17 protein-coding genes and 2 pseudogenes are annotated in these 17,632 nt (G+C 45.0%); 12 read left to right on the plus strand and 7 right to left on the minus strand.

Features of this window, described 5'->3' with window-relative positions:
• Positions 1-612: 612 nt before the first annotated feature.
• From N4310_RS00500 to N4310_RS00515, 4 genes are all read right to left on the minus strand, one after another.
• Positions 613-1,251 carry a DUF421 domain-containing protein gene (locus tag N4310_RS00500; RefSeq protein ID WP_262091673.1) on the minus strand — a complete coding sequence of 213 codons (639 nt, stop codon included), beginning with the start codon at positions 1,249-1,251 and terminating at the stop codon, positions 613-615.
• The gene (locus tag N4310_RS00505; protein ID WP_262091674.1) at positions 1,248-1,700 is read right to left on the minus strand and encodes a DUF3290 domain-containing protein; all 453 of its coding nucleotides are present in this window, start codon (positions 1,698-1,700) and stop codon (positions 1,248-1,250) included. Before N4310_RS00505 ends, N4310_RS00500 begins: the two co-directional genes overlap by 4 nt.
• A gap of 87 nt (positions 1,701-1,787) precedes the next feature.
• The gene (locus N4310_RS00510) at positions 1,788-2,822 is read right to left on the minus strand and encodes a DNA/RNA non-specific endonuclease (protein ID WP_262091675.1); all 1,035 of its coding nucleotides are present in this window, start codon (positions 2,820-2,822) and stop codon (positions 1,788-1,790) included.
• Positions 2,823-2,832: 10 nt separating this feature from the next.
• Positions 2,833-3,603: an alpha/beta hydrolase gene (locus tag N4310_RS00515; RefSeq protein WP_262091676.1), complete on the minus strand. Its 771-nt coding sequence runs from the start codon at positions 3,601-3,603 to the stop codon at positions 2,833-2,835.
• A 129-nt stretch (positions 3,604-3,732) separates the two neighbouring features.
• Between N4310_RS00515 and N4310_RS00520 the strand changes: the two genes are divergently transcribed.
• From N4310_RS00520 to N4310_RS00545, 6 genes and pseudogenes are all read left to right on the plus strand, one after another.
• Positions 3,733-4,572 (plus strand): HAD family hydrolase, encoded by an 840-nt coding sequence (locus N4310_RS00520; protein WP_262091677.1) that lies wholly within the window; start codon positions 3,733-3,735, stop codon positions 4,570-4,572.
• Positions 4,573-4,787: 215 nt separating this feature from the next.
• Positions 4,788-5,618 carry a BglG family transcription antiterminator LicT gene (gene licT / locus N4310_RS00525; RefSeq protein ID WP_262091678.1) on the plus strand — a complete coding sequence of 277 codons (831 nt, stop codon included), beginning with the start codon at positions 4,788-4,790 and terminating at the stop codon, positions 5,616-5,618.
• Positions 5,619-5,828: 210 nt separating this feature from the next.
• Positions 5,829-7,727: pseudogene (locus N4310_RS00530) on the plus strand (beta-glucoside-specific PTS transporter subunit IIABC).
• Positions 7,728-7,766: 39 nt separating this feature from the next.
• On the plus strand, positions 7,767-9,197 hold the full coding sequence (locus N4310_RS00535; RefSeq protein ID WP_262091679.1) for a 6-phospho-beta-glucosidase: 1,431 nt from the start codon (positions 7,767-7,769) through the stop codon (positions 9,195-9,197).
• A 146-nt stretch (positions 9,198-9,343) separates the two neighbouring features.
• Positions 9,344-9,487 (plus strand): annotated as a pseudogene (locus N4310_RS00540) (ABC-2 family transporter protein); the annotation flags it as partial.
• Positions 9,488-10,017: 530 nt separating this feature from the next.
• Positions 10,018-10,224, plus strand: a complete 207-nt coding sequence (locus tag N4310_RS00545) for a Blp family class II bacteriocin (RefSeq protein ID WP_160332903.1) — start codon at positions 10,018-10,020, stop codon at positions 10,222-10,224.
• A 160-nt stretch (positions 10,225-10,384) separates the two neighbouring features.
• Here the strand turns inward: N4310_RS00545 and N4310_RS00550 are convergent, their stop codons facing one another.
• The 3 genes from N4310_RS00550 to N4310_RS00560 all read right to left on the minus strand — a co-directional run bounded on the left by N4310_RS00550 (position 10,385) and on the right by N4310_RS00560 (position 12,277).
• Entirely contained in the window at positions 10,385-11,431 is a 1,047-nt protein-coding gene (locus N4310_RS00550) for an LLM class flavin-dependent oxidoreductase (protein WP_262091680.1), read from the minus strand.
• A gap of 96 nt (positions 11,432-11,527) precedes the next feature.
• Positions 11,528-11,836, minus strand: coding sequence for a DUF3270 family protein (locus tag N4310_RS00555; protein WP_160332900.1), 309 nt, complete (start codon positions 11,834-11,836; stop codon positions 11,528-11,530).
• A gap of 129 nt (positions 11,837-11,965) precedes the next feature.
• The gene (locus tag N4310_RS00560; protein WP_160332899.1) at positions 11,966-12,277 is read right to left on the minus strand and encodes a YolD-like family protein; all 312 of its coding nucleotides are present in this window, start codon (positions 12,275-12,277) and stop codon (positions 11,966-11,968) included.
• A gap of 145 nt (positions 12,278-12,422) precedes the next feature.
• On the opposite strand from N4310_RS00560, the gene N4310_RS00565 reads away from it, so the two are divergent.
• The 6 genes from N4310_RS00565 to frr all read left to right on the plus strand — a co-directional run bounded on the left by N4310_RS00565 (position 12,423) and on the right by frr (position 17,606).
• The gene (locus N4310_RS00565; RefSeq protein WP_179923834.1) at positions 12,423-12,635 is read left to right on the plus strand and encodes a YdbC family protein; all 213 of its coding nucleotides are present in this window, start codon (positions 12,423-12,425) and stop codon (positions 12,633-12,635) included.
• Positions 12,636-12,649: 14 nt separating this feature from the next.
• Positions 12,650-13,846, plus strand: coding sequence for an efflux RND transporter periplasmic adaptor subunit (locus N4310_RS00570; protein ID WP_262091681.1), 1,197 nt, complete (start codon positions 12,650-12,652; stop codon positions 13,844-13,846).
• Positions 13,830-14,525 (plus strand): ABC transporter ATP-binding protein, encoded by a 696-nt coding sequence (locus N4310_RS00575; RefSeq protein WP_160332896.1) that lies wholly within the window; start codon positions 13,830-13,832, stop codon positions 14,523-14,525. Before N4310_RS00570 ends, N4310_RS00575 begins: the two co-directional genes overlap by 17 nt.
• Positions 14,525-15,790, plus strand: a complete 1,266-nt coding sequence (locus N4310_RS00580; RefSeq protein WP_262091682.1) for an ABC transporter permease — start codon at positions 14,525-14,527, stop codon at positions 15,788-15,790. The genes N4310_RS00575 and N4310_RS00580 overlap by 1 nt, the downstream gene beginning before the upstream one ends.
• Before the next feature lie 517 nt (positions 15,791-16,307).
• Positions 16,308-17,045 carry a UMP kinase gene (gene pyrH / locus N4310_RS00585; protein WP_160332894.1) on the plus strand — a complete coding sequence of 246 codons (738 nt, stop codon included), beginning with the start codon at positions 16,308-16,310 and terminating at the stop codon, positions 17,043-17,045.
• Between the two features lie 3 nt (positions 17,046-17,048).
• Entirely contained in the window at positions 17,049-17,606 is a 558-nt protein-coding gene (frr, locus tag N4310_RS00590; protein WP_160332893.1) for a ribosome recycling factor, read from the plus strand.
• The last annotated feature ends 26 nt before the right edge of the window (positions 17,607-17,632 follow it).

Consider the following 17,632-nt stretch of genomic DNA (forward strand, 5'->3'; position numbering starts at 1 on the left):
AGTGAAAATAAAGAAAAGCAGGTATTTCTACTGTAGTGGAACCATCAGCAGTTGGAAACAACTGCTAGATGGCGGAGATTTTGAGACCTTGGCTCAAAATTTAGTGATGAGACTCCGAAGGAGGCTGCTCACGTCCGCACTACACTACCAAATAGGAATACCTACTTATTTGAAATAAGGCGACAATAAGTATGAGTTTTTAGAGGTGCCCTTAAGATTTTTAAAAAGGTCGTAACTAGTTGCCGTTCCTCCAAATTCCGGCTTTGCTTGTATTGAACCGCGTATTGAAGGAATAGGATTCCGGATAAGAAGGGAAAGATGAGGTCGAACAGGTGGAAACTAGTTTCCCAGTCGATGGTGAAGGAATTGGAGAAAAGCATCATCAGTCCCATGTCGATAAACATGATTTGAATCATCCAAATGTTTACCAGTAGTAACAAGCAGGTTAGGAAACTTAAGAGGTGGAAGGGGGGAGAATGCCATCTTCCAAGTGGTGGATGAGCCCGGTTGTTTTCGAAATCGTATAGACAAAAACGAGATCGTAGAATAGCTCTGTAAACTCAACACGTCTGTATGACAATAGAAGTCATGATTTTAGATTATCTTTCTAGTTTAAGATTCATAGGTGACGATGTTTAGTTGTCCCTGATCATATTCAACCAGGAAGATTTGGGAAATGTCCGCATAGCCCAGTTGCTGGAGTTCTTCCTGGAGCCAGTCTGGATCCTTTTCCAAAAGTTCCAGGATGTCAGTTTGGACAACTCCGTCGGTGATGACGGGGTATTTGGGATTGGCTTCACCGGCTTGGACGACAATTAATTGACCATTCTGTTCCAAAACTGCTCGTTTGACATCAGCCATGCGGAAGATGCCTTGTCCCCGGAGTTTGAGGGTTAGGTCGGCAGCGGTTAGACCTGCTGTCCGACAAGCTTCGACATCGACTTGCCCTTTTTGGATTAGAACGCGGGGTTGGCCATCAATCATTTGTTTGATGGTGTGGTTATGGGTTTTTAACCATTTGAGGCAGAGCACTAAAATAGTCCAAATCATCAGGATGATGACATATTGGAGAAGTGTGATGGAGGGATTGTAGATGACCCCACCGATAATTCCCCCGAGAACATAGTTTTGAATCTGATCTGTTGCGGAATTCGGGGCTAGATTGCTTTTACCAGAAATATTGATGACGACAATCAGTGTTAATAGACCAATTACTAATTTAATGGCTGTATCTAAATAAAGCGTATTCACGGATTCACCTCCACTAATTCTAAATCAAAAGAATCGAAATTTATCTTTTCTAGTAGGTAGGAATCTGGTTCACTTCCAGAAATAGCTCGATAAAAGTGTCCCTCTACATAGAGTAGGGCTCCATTGGTTTCAGTAGATGTATTGACGTACACTTGGCTGGGTTTAACCTTGAGTTTATCGGATACCTTCTCGATAAAGTGAATCGAGGAGCGGTATTGGTTATTGATCTGACTGTTTGCTTGTAGACTTTCAAAACCAGATAAGCCAGATACAAGGAGTACCAGTCCGAGGATAATCACCAGTTCACGGTATTTTGAATCCCGCTTGTCACGGTAGGCTTGAAAGGCTGTAAAAGCGAGGATCACTAAGACCAAAGTGAAGAAAATAGCCAGCAGCCAGTTATCTTGACGAATTTGGTTCAAGACATGCTCATAGGAATAGAATTTCATAAGACTCCTTTCTCAAAAAAATCTCTCTTATTATAGCATAAAAAACCACCTGTCCTCAAAAGGAAAGGTGGAGAAATCCAGTCTTGTTTACCAAGGGAGCCCTGCAGCAGCAATCTCTGCTTTCGAAGCATATTGACCATTTGGTCTGTGCCAACGTCCGCGAGCATCCCTGGTGTAGCCCCCTCCAGAGTTGACTTCAGGACTAATGGCAATAGTCGCATCTGCCTGGGCCTGGGCTGCAGCTTGAGCTTCAGCTTGAGCCTGAGCTTCGGCTTGCAGACGTGCCTCCTCCGTAGCTTGAGCGGCAGCCCGAGCTTCCGCTTCGGCCTGTGCTTGAGCAGCAGCGGCTTCTTCCGCAGCTCTTTGCTTGGCGGCTGCCTGTTCACTAGCTGAGGTGACGGTGTTGATAGCTCTACCGCTAGTGTAGTCGATTTCTGCATTGGGTGAAGTGTTATCCAGGAGGACGCGGGTAATTCCGGCTGCGTCCGTGGCTTCTTTTCCGCCAAGGGTAATGGAGAGTTTATTTCCTTTAGCATCTAGTCCGACATACTGGAGCTCAATCTGACGTGGAATTAATTCATCGCCGGTGTAGATGGGGCTGACCTTGTAGTCTAACCAATAATTGGGATGGGTTGCCAGCCAGGAATCGAGGCGATTTTCATAGAAAAGCATGCTGTCGGGGTTAGACTCATCAGTCCCTTGATAGTTTCCAGCATTGAGCCAGTTGGTTATGGGGACTAGATTGCGTCCCTCATCAGTCAGACCACTGAATTGGTAGCCTAGTAAATGGCCACGGCTCATGAGCCAGGCTTGTTCACTACCGTCGTCAAAATAGAATTTGTAGTTATGCCAACCAACGGGGTCGAAGTTGATTTTACCGGCTCGTTTTTTGGTAGGTTGGTCCCCCTCCTTTAATTGGATGTGGGCTGCTTGGGCTCGCCCTTTGGCATCCCAGTCCTGGAGTTGGATTTGCTTTTCACCTTTAAAAGGAAGAAGGCCATCGCTGGTCTCAGCTGCATAAACGGTCGGGGGATTGAAAGTAGGGCTTGGGCTGAGGACTCCCAGTCCAAGAGCCAGACTAAGCAGAAGGCTCCATAAGAGCAGTAGGGGTTTCTTTTTCATACAATTCTCCTTATCTCATCCATAAAAAGTCCATCAAGAGCGGGACTTGTTGCGCCCAGTCGCTTTCGGTATGGCGGCCGTGGATTTGGGGATAGAGGTAGGTTTGAGCACCCGACCTCTGAAAACTAGCTTCTAGGTTTAGGTGGCTTTGGGCGAAGGAAGTTGACCAGGGATCGACATCAGCCTCCGAATTTTGCCCCATTTCACGGGTACCCCAGCCCATGTAGAGGCGGGTATTGCTATCGATTGGCACCTGGGCAACCTCTTGCTGGATTGGGCCAAAGAGGGCTGAGGATAAGGCAGCTCCCTTGGAGAAGACGGTGTTGTAGTGGGATAGGGCATAGAGGGTCATGAGCCCACCCATGGAGGAACCGGCAATGCCTGTATTGAGGCGATCAGGATAGGTGCGGTAGGTTTGGTCGATAAAGGGTTTGACCTGCTGAACCAGCCAGTCCAGAGTTTCCCGCCCCTGGCCCTGGATCGGACCTGCAAAGAAGGTGTTCCCGATATCGTAGGGAGAATACTCTTCTAAGCGTTGGTTGCCTTGGTGCCCCGGTTCTAGGCCGACCACAATCATGTTCTTAGTCCACTGATCCAGAAAGTCCTTGAGTTTCCAAGATTCTCCATAAGTTGCTTCCTGATCGGAGAAGAGGTTGTGACCATCAAAGAAGTACATCACTGGATAGGCAGTCGTTTGGTGTTCATACTGATCCGGCAGATAGACCCGGATTGTCCGACTTTCCCCACTTGCGGGGAAGTCTAGTTGGTGATAAGCAATCATATACCCTCCCTAATTAACGATTCTATCTCCATTTTATCATGGATATCAAAGGATATTAGCCTTATCTCCAACTTTTTTACTTTTTTTTCAAAAGAAAGAAGGGTAAACTAGAGACAAGGAGGATGCGCTGTGAAAAAAATACTATTCTTAGATGTGGACGGGACAATCGTTGATTACCACAATCGGATTCCAGGATCTGCCCAAAAGGCAATCCGGGCGGCCAGAGCTCAGGGGCATGTGGTGATTGCCTGCACCGGTCGGAGTCGGGCTGAAATGCAGGATGAATTGTGGGACATGGGACTGGACGGGATGATTGGGGGCAATGGTTCCTATATCGAGTTTCAAGGACAGGTTCTCCAGCACCAGGTAATCTCTGAGGAGGATGCCCGGCAGGTAGTGGACTGGCTCCAAGCACGGGGCCTAGAATTTTTCTTGGAAAGCAATCAAGGCCTATTTGCTAGTCCAGGCTTTCGGGAACGTGGCCGCAAGGTTTTGCAAAGCTACCTCATGACCAAGGGGCGAACAGCCGATGAAGTGGCGGGCCAGGAAGTCGAAGACATTCTCCATGGCCTGGTTTTTGAGGTCAACCTTTACCGGGATGACCTCAATAAAATCAGCTTTATTCTAGATTCCTATCAGGATCACTTGGATTCTCAAGCAGCCTTTCCACAATTGGAAGCCCACACCTGGGGTGGCCGCGGGGAAAAGGCTTTGTTTGGAGATCTAGGCCTAAAAGGTGTCAATAAGGGCCAGGCTATGGAGTTTTTACTAAAGCGTCTAGGAGTTGACCGCAGTCAAACCATCGCTTTTGGTGACGCGAAAATTGATATCCCCATGCTCGATTTTGCGGAAGTTGGAGTGGCAATGGGCAATGGAGGTCCAGAAATACTTGCCATGGCTGATTTGGTAACCACTGATGTAGAGGCCGATGGGCTTTACAAGGCTTTTCAGAAGTTGGGCTTGTTGTGAGGGTGGGGCCTACTTCTAGAAAACAGGAAATCAGTCTTACGAAAGCGCCACCAATTTGCTAGACTAGACTTAGGATTGTTACTGGAAAGCAGGCAAAACCTAAATCAAAATCAGGAGTCTGGCGACAGGCCTCTTTGGTGATGGATTTAGGTTTTTTTGCTATTTAGACCTTAGAAATGAGTCTGAGGACACTAGCTTCTACAAAGGTGGGCAAGATGAAAATTATCAAAGTTTATAACAATAATGTCGTCCAAGCCATAGATACACAAGGTCGGGAAATTATTGTGATGGGGAAGGGGCTCGGTTTTCAGAAAAAAGCGGGACAGAATTTGGAAGTGGATAAAATTGAGAAAACATTTGTGCTACAGGGGGATGAAAAGGAAAGTGACATTTTTCACCTCTATAGTCGCATGCCGGCAGACGAAGTTGACTTGGTAACCCAGCTGATTGTAAAGGCTGAGTCAGTCCTTGATACTAGCTTTGAATTTTCTCTCTATCTTAGTCTTGGGGATCATCTCCATTATGCTCTGGAGAGAAGCCGCCAGGGCTTGTCAATTGAAAATCCTTTGGCTTGGGAAGTACGGAAGTTCTATCCCAAAGAATACCAATTGGGTTTAGAGACACTGGATCACATCCAAGAGAAATTTGGCATTCACATGGAGAAAGGTGAGGCCTCCTTTTTGGCCCTACATTTGATTAATGCCCAAAAGACTAATGCGGGAAGCCAACAAGAACACCAGGTGAATCAAATGGTTCACCAATTCCTCGATATTGTTCGTCTCCATTTTGGCTGGGCAGATTTTCAGGAAGATACCAGCTTTCACCGTTTGGTTACTCATCTCAGCTATTTTGCCCAGCGTGTTCTTCAGGGGCAAGTAGCAGGACGGAATGACGCCTTTTTGTACCAACAAATTCAAGCCAATTATCCCCAAGCTCTTGCGGCTAGTGAGAAAATAAAAATTTTTGTAAAAGAAAGTTATGGTTTTGAGATGTCTCTGGACGAACAAATTTATCTAGCGATCCATATTCAACGGTTGATTGAGTAAACTTGCTATTTTTATCAAGAAATATTTTGAAATCGCTTGTAAAGTAATGTGTGTTTTGCTAAGATAGAATTAGAAAAGGATTGTTACTGTAAGGCAGGCAAAACCTAAATATATACGAATGTGTCTGAGAAGGCTTTTTGAGTCGGGGGCATTGTGGTATATGTTTGGGTTTTTTTGCTTGTCTCAAGTAATCAGAAAGGAGTGGTCACTATGGCCAAAGATTATAGCCAGCTGGCAAAAGATATTGTCAATCATGTTGGGGGGCGAGAAAATATTAAAGAGCTCAAGCACTGTATCACGCGCCTTCGCTTTAGCTTGAAAGATGAAGGAAAGGCCGATACCGATTATCTCAAGGCGCGTGATGGGATTGTTACTGTAGTGCAAGCAGGTGGTCAGTACTAGGTGGTGATTGGCAATCACGTTCCGGATGTTTATGTGGCGGTTCAGACAGCAGCAGGAATTGTGGGCAATGGAAGTTTGGATATTGATGAAGGGGACAAGTTCAAGGGTAACCTCTTTGAACGATTTGTCGATCTGATTTCCGGTATTTTTCAGCCCTTCCTTGGAGCCTTGGCTGCAGCAGGGATTTTAAAGGGGTTGGTTGCCATTCTTGGGGCTAATGGGATGACAGCTGACAGTAGCGCACTCTATGCGATGTTAAACGCAGCTGGTGATGGATTTTTTCAATATCTTCCGTTGATTATTGCCTTGACTTCTGCAAGAAAATTTAAAATCAATGAATTTACCGCTTTGGCTATTGGGACAGCCTTGGTATACCCTAGCTTGCCAGGAGCTGTTGAGGGATTGACGGCAGCAGGTATAAACAAGATTTTTGGGATTCCCTTCTGGCTTCCAACTGGAGGCTACTACTCAACTGTTCTTCCAGCAATTTTAGCAGTTTGGATTGCCTCTTATATTGAAAGAGGAGCTCGAAAACTTATCCCAGACGTGGTCAAATTGTTTTTAGTCCCCTTTGTGACCCTGTTGCTAGCAGTTCCAGTGACCTTCTTAGTGGTTGGTCCAGTTGGGAATTTGTTATCCGATGCCTTGAGCTGGTTCTTCCAGTTTATTATGGGTATCAGTCCGGTGCTTTACGGAGTTGTACTGGGTGGTTTCTGGCAAGTGATAGTCATGTTTGGGATGCACTGGGCGATTGTTCCCCTGGCTATTGTCGAAACGGCTAGTCAAGGCTTTTCGGCAATCTTGGTGCCAGCCCTCTTCCCTAGTTTTACACAGGTGGGTGTCCTTTTAGCCATTATGCTGAAAAGTAAAGAAGCCAAGGTGAAAAGTCTTTCCTTACCTGCTCTTATTTCCGCTATTTTTGGGATTACAGAGCCAGCAATTTACGGAATTACACTGCCTATGCGTACCCCTTTTATTGTGAGCTGTATGGTGAGTGCCCTTATTGGTGGCTATGTAATGTTTGCAGGAATTGTTGCTTATTCCGTTGGCGGGCTTGGTATTTTTCTTTATCCATCCCTAATCGATACAAGTAACGGAAGTATGTCTGGTGTTATCTCTTCCATCATTGCTTCAGTAGCAGCTCTGGTGATTTCTTTTGGGGCTCAGATGGCTCTGCCAGTTGCCAACCTCTATGGTGATGGAGTACTTGAGGAAAAAGAAGATGAACCGATGTCGCTGCTCAAGGAAATTCAGCAAGAAATTGTTGCTAGTCCACTTGAGGGGACAATCCTGTCCCTAGCTGATGTTCCTGATCCTGTTTTCGCATCAGGAGCTATGGGAAAAGGACTTGCGATTGAGCCCAGTCAAGGTATTCTTTATGCCCCAGCCAAGGGAGAGATTACCTTACTGTTTCCAAGTAAGCATGCTCTTGGAATGAGGACAGAAGATGGGGCGGAGATTCTCTTTCATATTGGCATGGACACCGTTTCCTTACAAGGAGCAGGTTTTGAAAGTTTTGTCGAAGTCGGCGATCGAATCGAGGTTGGTCAAAAACTATTGGCCTTTGATATTGAGAAGATTCGGGAAGCTGGTCTTCCCGTCACAACGCCTATTATCATTACCAACACATCTCTCTACAAGGATATTCTTGTCAGCCAAGAAAAGGCTGTCCAGGTTGGGGACTACTTATTGACAACGGTTCGTTAAGGAAAGAAACAATTAGATAAAAGTAAAGGAGTAGTAGCAATGACACGTTTTCCAAAGAATTTTTTATGGGGTGGCGCAACAGCTGCCAACCAGTGTGAAGGAGCTTATAATGTGGATGGTCGTGGCTTGGCCAATGTTGATGTCGTTCCTGTTGGAGAGGAGCGCTTGGCAATTATTACCGGTCAGCGGAAAATGGTTGATTTCGAGGAGGGCTATTTCTATCCAGCCAAAGATTCTATTGATATGTATCACCACTACAAGGAGGATATTGCGCTTTTTGCGGAGATGGGGTTCAAAACCTACCGTCTGTCCATTGCATGGACTCGGATTTTTCCTAAAGGCGATGAAGTTGAGCCAAATGAAAAAGGTTTGGAATTTTATGAAAAACTCTTCAAAGAGTGCCATAAATATGGAATTGAACCTCTGGTCACCATTACCCATTTTGACTGCCCAATGCATTTAATTGAAGAGTACGGAGGGTGGCGGAATCGTAAAATGCTGGTGTTTTATGAACGACTATGCCGAACGCTATTTGCTCGTTATAAGGGCTTGGTCCGCTACTGGTTAACCTTTAAGGAAATTAATATGATCCTTCACGCCCCATTTATGGGGGCAGGTCTCTATTTCGAGGAGGGTGAAAACCAGGAGCAAGTCAAATACCAAGCTGCTCACCATGAATTAGTAGCTTCTGCCATTGCCATCAAAATTGCCCATGAAATTGATCCCGAGAATAAGGTGGGTTGTATGTTAGCTGCAGGCCAATACTACCCAAATACCTCTCACCCAAGAGACTATTGGGCTGCTCTTCAAGAAGATCGGGAGAATTATTTCTTTATTGATGTCCAGGCGCGTGGAACCTATCCTAATTACGCCAAGAAGAAATGGGAACGGTTGGGAATTGATGTCAAAATGACTGATGAAGATTTGGACTTGTTGAGAGCCTACACTGTTGACTTCATTTCCTTCTCCTATTATTCTAGCCGAGTTGCATCGGGAGACCCAGAGGTTCAAGAAAAAACAGAAGGGAATATTTTTGCTTCTCTCAAAAACCCTTATTTGGAATCTTCTGAATGGGGTTGGCAGATTGACCCACTAGGTCTTCGAATCACCTTGAATGCCATTTGGGATCGTTACCAAAAACCGATGTTTATTGTAGAAAACGGACTTGGTGCTATTGATAAACCAGATGAAACTGGCCATGTTGCAGACGATTATCGCATTGATTATTTGCGCAAACACATTGCAGCCATGAAAGATGCCATCCTTGAAGATGGCGTTGAACTCCTAGGCTATACCACCTGGGGCTGTATCGACTTAGTTTCAGCTGGAACCGGTGAAATGAAGAAGCGCTATGGATTCATCTACGTGGATCGGGATAACGAGGGTCGGGGAAGTCTTAAACGTTTCAAGAAAAAATCATTTGACTGGTATAAACAAGTTATCGCAAGCAATGGTGAAGACCTAGATTAGGCCTGCTCCGGATCTTTCAAAAATGAAGCGACCGAAGATTTATTGGGTCAGGAGCTGTGTGGACCATCTTTTGTTTCCACGCAGCTTTTTTATTTTTGCCCCCAATATTCTTTGCTTGCTAGCTCTAAAAGTGCTAGAATAATCTTATAAGAAAACGCTTTCTCAACAAAGATTTCTACTTTGTCATTCCCTTCGCCTTTACCGCCTACTATCCCGCTTCCTACTTTTTGACCGGCAAAAATCCCCTTTTTACGATTGGAGGCCTTATCCTTACCATTGGGAACTTTTGAGCGACCGTTTGAGACATTGGTACAAGATTTTAGGTGCTAGGTGGTAGAATAAGAGTACTAAATGTGAAAGGTAATGGCGATTCTAGTGCTGTGTCTCTCGATTCAGAAAGTGAGGAATTTTAGATGAAAAAAGTGGTTGTTTTTATAGGTATTATATTGTTCTTGGTTCGTATTTTTGAGAATTACTTGCACCTTCAGTCCCCTCTTGGGCTTGTACTTAATACCTTCGGACTGGTTTGTTTTCTCAGTTTGTTGAGAGCGATGATTAGGAAGGGAAATGGGATTGCAAAATAAGTTGACGGATAATTCAATTTGAGAATTTTTGTGGAGTTTTCGAATAAATAATTGGAAGGGATTCTTAGTGTTATAGGTACATTATGATTTCTTCTGTGCTGATTTTAGATATCTTCAAATGGAGTTATCTAGCTTTTTTTCTTAGTCACCTAGTTTTTCAGAAATTTTATGGGACCCGGATTTCTGCAGACGGATTAGGTGGAGCCATTACTGAGGAGGTTTTCCAAATGATGAATATGACAGATGTGGAACTGATTGAAGTTATTGGTGGAAACTGGGTACAATGTGGACTTGGTACAGTTGGTGGTGCACTAAGTGGTGCAGTACTAGGAGCTGGCGCTGGGACAGTTGCTCTCCCAGTTGTCGGGACAGTATCTGGAGCAGCTGCCGGTTTCTGGGGTGGTGGAGCAACAGGAGCAGCTCATTTCTGCTTTAATCCCTAATCATTCATCCCCACTATAAAAATCAGGTGAAATCGTTGATAATCTAAGGATTCCGCCTGGTTTCTTTGTCTCACCCAATGGGTGAAAATCAAAAACTTCTAGAAACCTTGATCTATCAGGGATTCTGGAAGTTTTTTAGTTATCTATGAATAATTCGGGATTATTTGTCTGCGAAATAAGCGCGTACTTTAGGAGCGACTTCTTTTCCGAAAAGCTCGATGGCTTTGAGGACGTCTTCGTGGGGCATGGAGCCGAGTGGGAGGTGGAGCATGAAGCGGTTGAGGCCGAGTTCTTCAATCATCTTGATCAGTTTTTCAGCGACCTGATCGGGGTTACCGACAAACATCGCTCCGTCTGGTCCTACTTGCTGGAGGTATTTGTCGTAGCTGAGTGGGGTCCAGTGTGGTCGATCTTTGGAGATGGCATCGACGACTTGTTTGGTTGGGTGGAAGTAGCGTTTGCGGGCTTCTTCGCCGTCTTCCATGATGAAGCCCCAAGAGTGGGCAGCAACTTTGAGGTATTGGTCCTTGAAGCCATTTTCTTTGCCGATGGTGCGGTAGGCATCGATAAGAGGTTTGAAGTAGCTTGGTTGGCCACCGATGATGGCGTAGACAATTGGTAGTCCCATTTGCGCAATTTTAACAGTGGATTCAACGTTACCACCAGTGGCTACCCAGATAGGGAGTTGTTTTTGGACCGCTCTTGGGTAGACTTCACGGTGATCAATGCTCTGGGTGTGATGGCCCTTCCATTTTAGTTTGGTTTCTTGGTTAGCATAGAGGAGTAGATCTAATTTTTCATCAAAGAGGTTGTCATAATCCTTGAGGTCTTGGCCGAAGAGGGGGAAGGATTCGGTAAAGGAGCCGCGGCCGGCCATAATTTCGGCGCGTCCGTTGGAGAGGGCGTCGATGGTTGCGTATTGCTGGTAGACGCGGATTGGATCGAGGCTGGATAGGATACTGACAGCGCTAGTCAGGCGGATATTCTTAGTATTGACGGCGCCCGCTGCGAGCACAATTTCAGGTGCTGAGACGGCGAAGTCGTCGCGGTGGTGTTCCCCAATCCCGTAAACATCCAAGCCTACTTCATCAGCCACTTCAATTTCCTTGACCAGTTGGCGAATGCGTTTGTCATGTGAGAAGACCTGATTGCTGCCTTCTAGGGGAGTTGTTTCACCAAATGTTGAGATTCCGAGTTCGATTTTCATAGTAGCTATCTCCGTTGTTTTTCTTAAATTGAAATTATTTTATCACTAGTTAGTAATAAGCGCAAGCGATTTGTTTCAAAAAAATAAGGTGCGCTGTTAGCGCACCTTGGAACGGTCTTTGTAGTAATTTCGGACATAGCGACTGGCCTGCAAAAAGGCTAGACTGATTAAGATTGCCCCAGAAATTGACCAAACCGAAGCTACTTCTAGAGATAAGAAGATAAAACTAAAGAGGATGGTCATGAGCGAAAAGGTTGCGAGATTCATGTAGTAGTAGAACTCGTAGCGATTTTCGCGTAGTTCCTGGTCTTGTTCAGGATCATATTGGGTAAAGGGTTGTTCAATGGGTTGTTGAGGATTACGGAGGACCTCTTGGTCACGTAATACATTTTCTCTTACGGGCATAATCTCTCCTTGTGTAAATCACTATATAGAATACCATATTTTCAGGACCCCTTATATTACAAAAAGATAACAATACTAGGGAAAATCATAGGAGGTCTCTGGTTTTCAAGTGATTGGTTGTAGCTAGATCTAGTTTAGCTGACTTGACTGAATCTTTGGTGGAACTGGACTTACCCGGCGAATATCCTTCAAGGGAATCATGGTTGAAATTTTATGAGGTAAGCTGTTGATAATCAACTGGTTCTGATCTGGATTGATTTTGACAATAGTTCCGGTAATGTGTTTTTTACCATAGATGACTAAGACGGCTTGTTTTTGATTTTGTGCACGTTGCAAAGTCGCTTGAATTTCTGCCAGGTGTTTGTGGGACTTATTTTTACTATCCCCAGCTTCCAGAAAATCTGACATTTGCTGCTTGATGGTATCCCAAAGTGTGATCATCGGCTTCCCCCTTATTCGTTTTTCTTTTATTATACAGGTTTTAATTCTTTCTTACAATATTGTAAGAAGGAATTGTCTAAGATTCTTTAGCTTTCATGAAAAATAGTGTAAAATAATAGTATTAAAATGAAAAAGAGGGGGAGTCATGGCTGATTTTACATTTGAAATTGAAGAAAAATTACTAGTACTATCAACGAATGACAAGGGATGGACCAAGGAGCTGAATCGGGTCAGCTTTAATGGAGCACCTGCTAAATTTGACCTGCGGACCTGGAGTCCGGATCATCAGAAGATGGGCAAGGGGATTACCCTAACCAATGAGGAATTTCAGGTCTTAGTTGAAGCATTTAAGAATTAAGAAAGAGGGATACAATGAAAAAATTCTCCTTTGACAAAGGAAATCTTAGCAAGGGTAAGATTACAATTGGAGCCGGTGCAGCGGCCTTGATTCTTGGGGTCGGCGGCATGTTATTAAATAGCTTTTCGAGTGATGTAGAGCAGACTTCATCAGGCTATCAAATTGCTAAGGTTAAATCTGGAAATGTAGCTTCCAACACTTTGTTAACAGGTCAGGTTGCAGCTAACCGGGACCAGTATGTCTACTTGGATGCTAGCAAGGGTGACCTTCAAGATGTTCTTGTAAATGTAGGTGACTATGTTGGTGTAGGGACTCCTTTAGTCCAGTACCAAAGCCAAAATGCTCAGCTAGATTATGACATTGCCCAACGAGCTGTGAACAAGGTAGACCGCCAAATCTATACTGCAGAAGTCTATGGAATCGAAGCCGCTAGTGGTTCAACTGCTGTAGGTACTGACGCTGATGGAAGTGGCTATGGTTACAGTGCAGCTACAGGAGCAGCCCAGCAAAATGCGCAAAACTCCCTGTATGATTTGTATGACAGTCGTGCGGATGCCGTAGCAGGACTTGAAAAAGCTGGTAACACCTTAAATGCCACAACGGTTTATTCAAGCATTGAGGGAACTGTTGTCGAAGTGAATCGGGATGTAGCCAAGTCAGCAACAGGAGCTGGTCAAGTCTTAGTCCATATTGTTAGTGAAGATGGTTTGCAGGTTAAGGGCGATGTGACAGAATACACCCTTCCAAACATTGCCAAGGGTCAAAAGGTTAAAATCACCTCGAAAGTTTTCCCAGGGAAGACCTGGGAAGGGGAATTCTCTTATATTTCAAACTATCCTAAAAATGGGGGTGAAAGCACTGGAGCTGCCGCTGCGACAGCAGATAGTGGTGCTAAATACCCTTATAATGTCAGTATCAATTCGGACGCTTCTGAATTGAAACAAGGTTTCAATGTCAGCATGGAAGTCCAAAATGAAGGCAAACAGACAGTTGTTCCAATCACAGCCTTGGTGACAGAAGATGAGAAACACTTTGTTTGGGTTGTCGATCAGAAGCGCAAAGCTAAGAAGGTTCAAGTAACAATCGGAAGTGCTGATGCAGAGAACCAAGCCATTACAGCAGGTTTGAAAGAAGGCGAGCAGGTTATTACCAATCCTGATGACCAAATCAAACAAGGTCAGGAGGTCGATAAGGATGGCGAATCTAATTAAAATTAGAGGACTCCAAAAGTCCTACCGCAACGGGGATCAAGTTCTTCAGGTTCTTAAAGACATTGATTTAGATGTCGAAGAAGGGGAATTTTTAGCCATTATGGGACCATCTGGTTCTGGGAAGTCCACCCTGATGAACATCATTGGCCTTTTAGACCAACCGACCAAGGGATCCTATGATTTGGAAGGCCAAGAGGTGGCTCGTCTATCAGGGAACAAGCTGGCTCATGTTCGGAATCACCAGATTGGTTTTGTCTTTCAACAATTTTTCCTGCTCTCAAAATTAACAGCCTTACAGAATGTTGAACTTCCTTTGATTTATGCAGGAAAAAACGCGCGTGAGCGCTTAAAGACAGCCAAGTATTATTTGGAAAAGGTTGATCTCAGTGAGCGGATGAAACATCTTCCGTCTGAACTTTCTGGGGGACAGAAGCAACGGGTTGCCATTGCAAGAGCCTTGGCTAATGAGCCGGCGATTATCTTGGCCGATGAGCCGACAGGAGCCTTGGATACCAAAACGGGGGATCAGATTATGGAACTCCTGACAGATCTCAATAAAGAGGGCAAGACCATTATTATGGTTACACACGAGCCGGAAATTGCAGCTTATGCAACTCGGCAAATCGTCATCCGTGACGGTCGGATCACCCAGGACTCAGCTAAGGAAGGAGGGCTCTAATGGAAACTTGGAAATTTGCCATTGCCTCTATCCGTTCCCATAAAATGCGTTCCTTCCTAACCATGTTGGGAATCATTATTGGGGTTGCAGCCGTAGTCCTAATCATTGCCTTTGGGGATGGGATGAACCGGGCCTTTACCAAGAATCTGGGGTCAGCCCAACAAAATGTTCAGATTAACTATTCGCCCATCAAGTCAAAAGATGGCAGTGGAATTGTGACCAGTCAGGAACTCTTTGATGCGGAATCGGAACTACTTGGGACCAGCATGCCTCCACAACCAGAAGTAGCTGAAAACCAGGTAGCAGACCTCCTCAATATTCCAGGAGTTACTAAATATTTGGTTTCCAACTCAACAACTGCCACAATCACTTATGAAAGTAAGGATGTGAAAGGAGCCTCTGTCACAGGGATTTCACCTTCTTATTTCAAGGCTCAGAAATACCAAGTAATAGCTGGACGGAGCTTGGTAACAGCTGACTATGAGCAATTTGCCCGTGTTGTCCTTTTGGATAAAACCCTGGCTAATAAGCTCTTTACAAATCCAGAAAATGCTTTGAACCAATTGATTAAAATTCAAGGCAATAACTACCGGATTATGGGCGTCTTTGATTACGATAAGAATGATATTACTGCCCAATATCAATATCCCAATGGTCAACTATTGATGACCAATACCCAATTGGCTGCTGAGTTTTCAGTCCCAGAAATCCAAAGCATTATTGTCGGCGTCGAAGATGTCGAGCGCTCCCTTGAAATCGGATCTGCCGCCGCTCGCCGCTTGACCGCATTGGTGAGACCCGCTCAAGGGGAATACCAGGTGATGGATGTGTCCGATCAACTCGCAAACATTCAACAACAACTGGGAGTCATCCAGATGGTCATCGGTTCCATTGCTGGAATTTCCCTCCTAGTTGGAGGAATCGGGGTTATGAATATCATGTTGGTATCCGTTACTGAACGGACGCGCGAAATCGGCTTACGAAAAGCCTTGGGAGCAACTCGCCGCAACATCCTGACTCAATTCCTCGTGGAATCTGTGGTCCTAACCCTCATCGGAGGCTTTATCGGCCTGGCGATTTCCTACGGAATCGTCTTCCTGATCGGAGACAGCCTCAACGCAGCCTTTGGCGGCCCACCCGTCATCAGCATGCAATCCGTCATCGGATCCACCCTCTTCTCCATCAGCATCGGAGTCATCTTCGGCCTCCTCCCAGCCAACAAAGCCTCCAAACTCAACCCTATCGAAGCACTACGATATGAATGAAAAATTCGCCCAGGAATTGGGCGAATTTTCAATTTAATGGAGGTTTCGCTAGAAACCCTACATATGCCCAGGAATTGGACGAGGCTTCGCAGAAGCCAAAGAGCCTCAGGGCTATTGGGCGAAGATCAATTTAATGGAGCTTCCAAAGGAAGCCGACAAGTGCCCAGGAATTGTGCGCGGCTTCGCAGAAGCCGAAGAAAGCCAGACATTGTGCACGGCTTCGCAGAAGCCGAAGAGCCTCAGGGCTATTGGGCGAAGATCAATTTAATGGAGCTTCCAAAGGAAGCCGACAAGTGCCCAGGAATTGGACGAGGCTTCGCAGAATTGAACCTATCCAAGGCGGTTTTTGCTATTGTAGGGAGCAAAAAGGGGCATAGGGTGGAAACTTTTATAGATTTTTGAATAAATAGCAGGAAGCTTCTGGTCTTAGAAAGACTTATATTGTAGTTATTCATCTATTTTGACTTTATGGCAATTATAGTGGTAAAATAGATAGGATGAAAAAAGGAGAGGTAAGATGGTGAAACCTAAATACAATCGTGTCTTGATTAAACTATCCGGTGAAGCCTTGGCTGGTGAACGGGGTGTAGGGATTGATATTTTAACGGTCCAAAAAATGGCAGCAGAGATTGCCGAAGTTCAGGCTGCGGGAGTGCAGATTGCTCTTGTTATTGGTGGCGGAAACCTTTGGCGGGGTGAGCCTGCTGCAGCGGCTGGAATGGATCGTGTGCAGGCAGACTACACTGGTATGTTGGGGACTGTGATGAATGCCTTGGTAATGGCAGATTCGCTGCAACAAGCGGGTGTAGATACGCGGGTCCAAACAGCTATTCCAATGAATCAGGTTGCTGAACCTTTTGTTCGAGGGCGGGCGCTTCGTCATTTGGAAAAAGGTCGGATTGTGATTTTCGGAGCGGGAACTGGTTCCCCTTACTTCTCAACAGATACGACAGCTGCCCTCCGAGCAGCGGAAATTGAAGCGGAAGCGATCTTGATGGCTAAAAATGGAGTTGACGGGGTTTATAACTCTGATCCTCGCAAAAATGCGGATGCTATTAAGTTTGATGAACTGACACACCGTGATCTTTTGAACAAGGGTTTGGCGGTGATGGATTCTACTGCGTCCAGCTTATCTATGGATAACGATATTGACCTAGTGGTCTTTAATATGAATGAAGCCGGCAATATTCGCCGTGTTGTTTTCGGAGAACAAATCGGAACAACGGTTTCTAATAACTCACAGAAGGAGAAATAAGTCATGTCTAACGCAATTGTAACCAAAGCTCAAGAACGGATGAGCCAGTCTCACCAAAGTCTGTCGCGTGAATTTGCATCGATTCGTGCAGGTCGTGCCAATGCGAGTCTTTTGGACCGTATCACGGTGGAATATTATGGTGTCGAAACACCTCTTAACCAGATCGCTTCAATTACCATTCCGGAAGCGCGTGTGCTATTGGTAACCCCATTTGATAAATCATCTTTGAAAGATATTGAGCGTGCTTTGAATGCCTCAGATCTTGGAATTACTCCAGCTAATGATGGTTCTGTAATCCGCCTGGTGATTCCAGCCTTAACAGAGGAAACACGCCGTGATTTGGCAAAAGAAGTGAAAAAAGTTGGTGAAAATGCTAAAATTGCAATCCGTAATATCCGCCGTGATGCTATGGATGAAGCGAAAAAGCAAGAAAAAGCTAAAGAAATTACAGAAGATGAATTGAAGGGTCTTGAAAAAGACATTCAAAAAGTAACAGACGATGCTGTGAAGAAAATTGATGAAATGACAGCTGGAAAAGAAAAAGAAATCTTAGAAGTCTGAGTTCGGAGAAGGAGGTTGGCGCAGCC

It is taken from the genome of Streptococcus danieliae, assembly GCF_025447695.1.
Taxonomy (GTDB): Bacteria; Bacillota; Bacilli; order Lactobacillales; family Streptococcaceae; genus Streptococcus; species Streptococcus danieliae.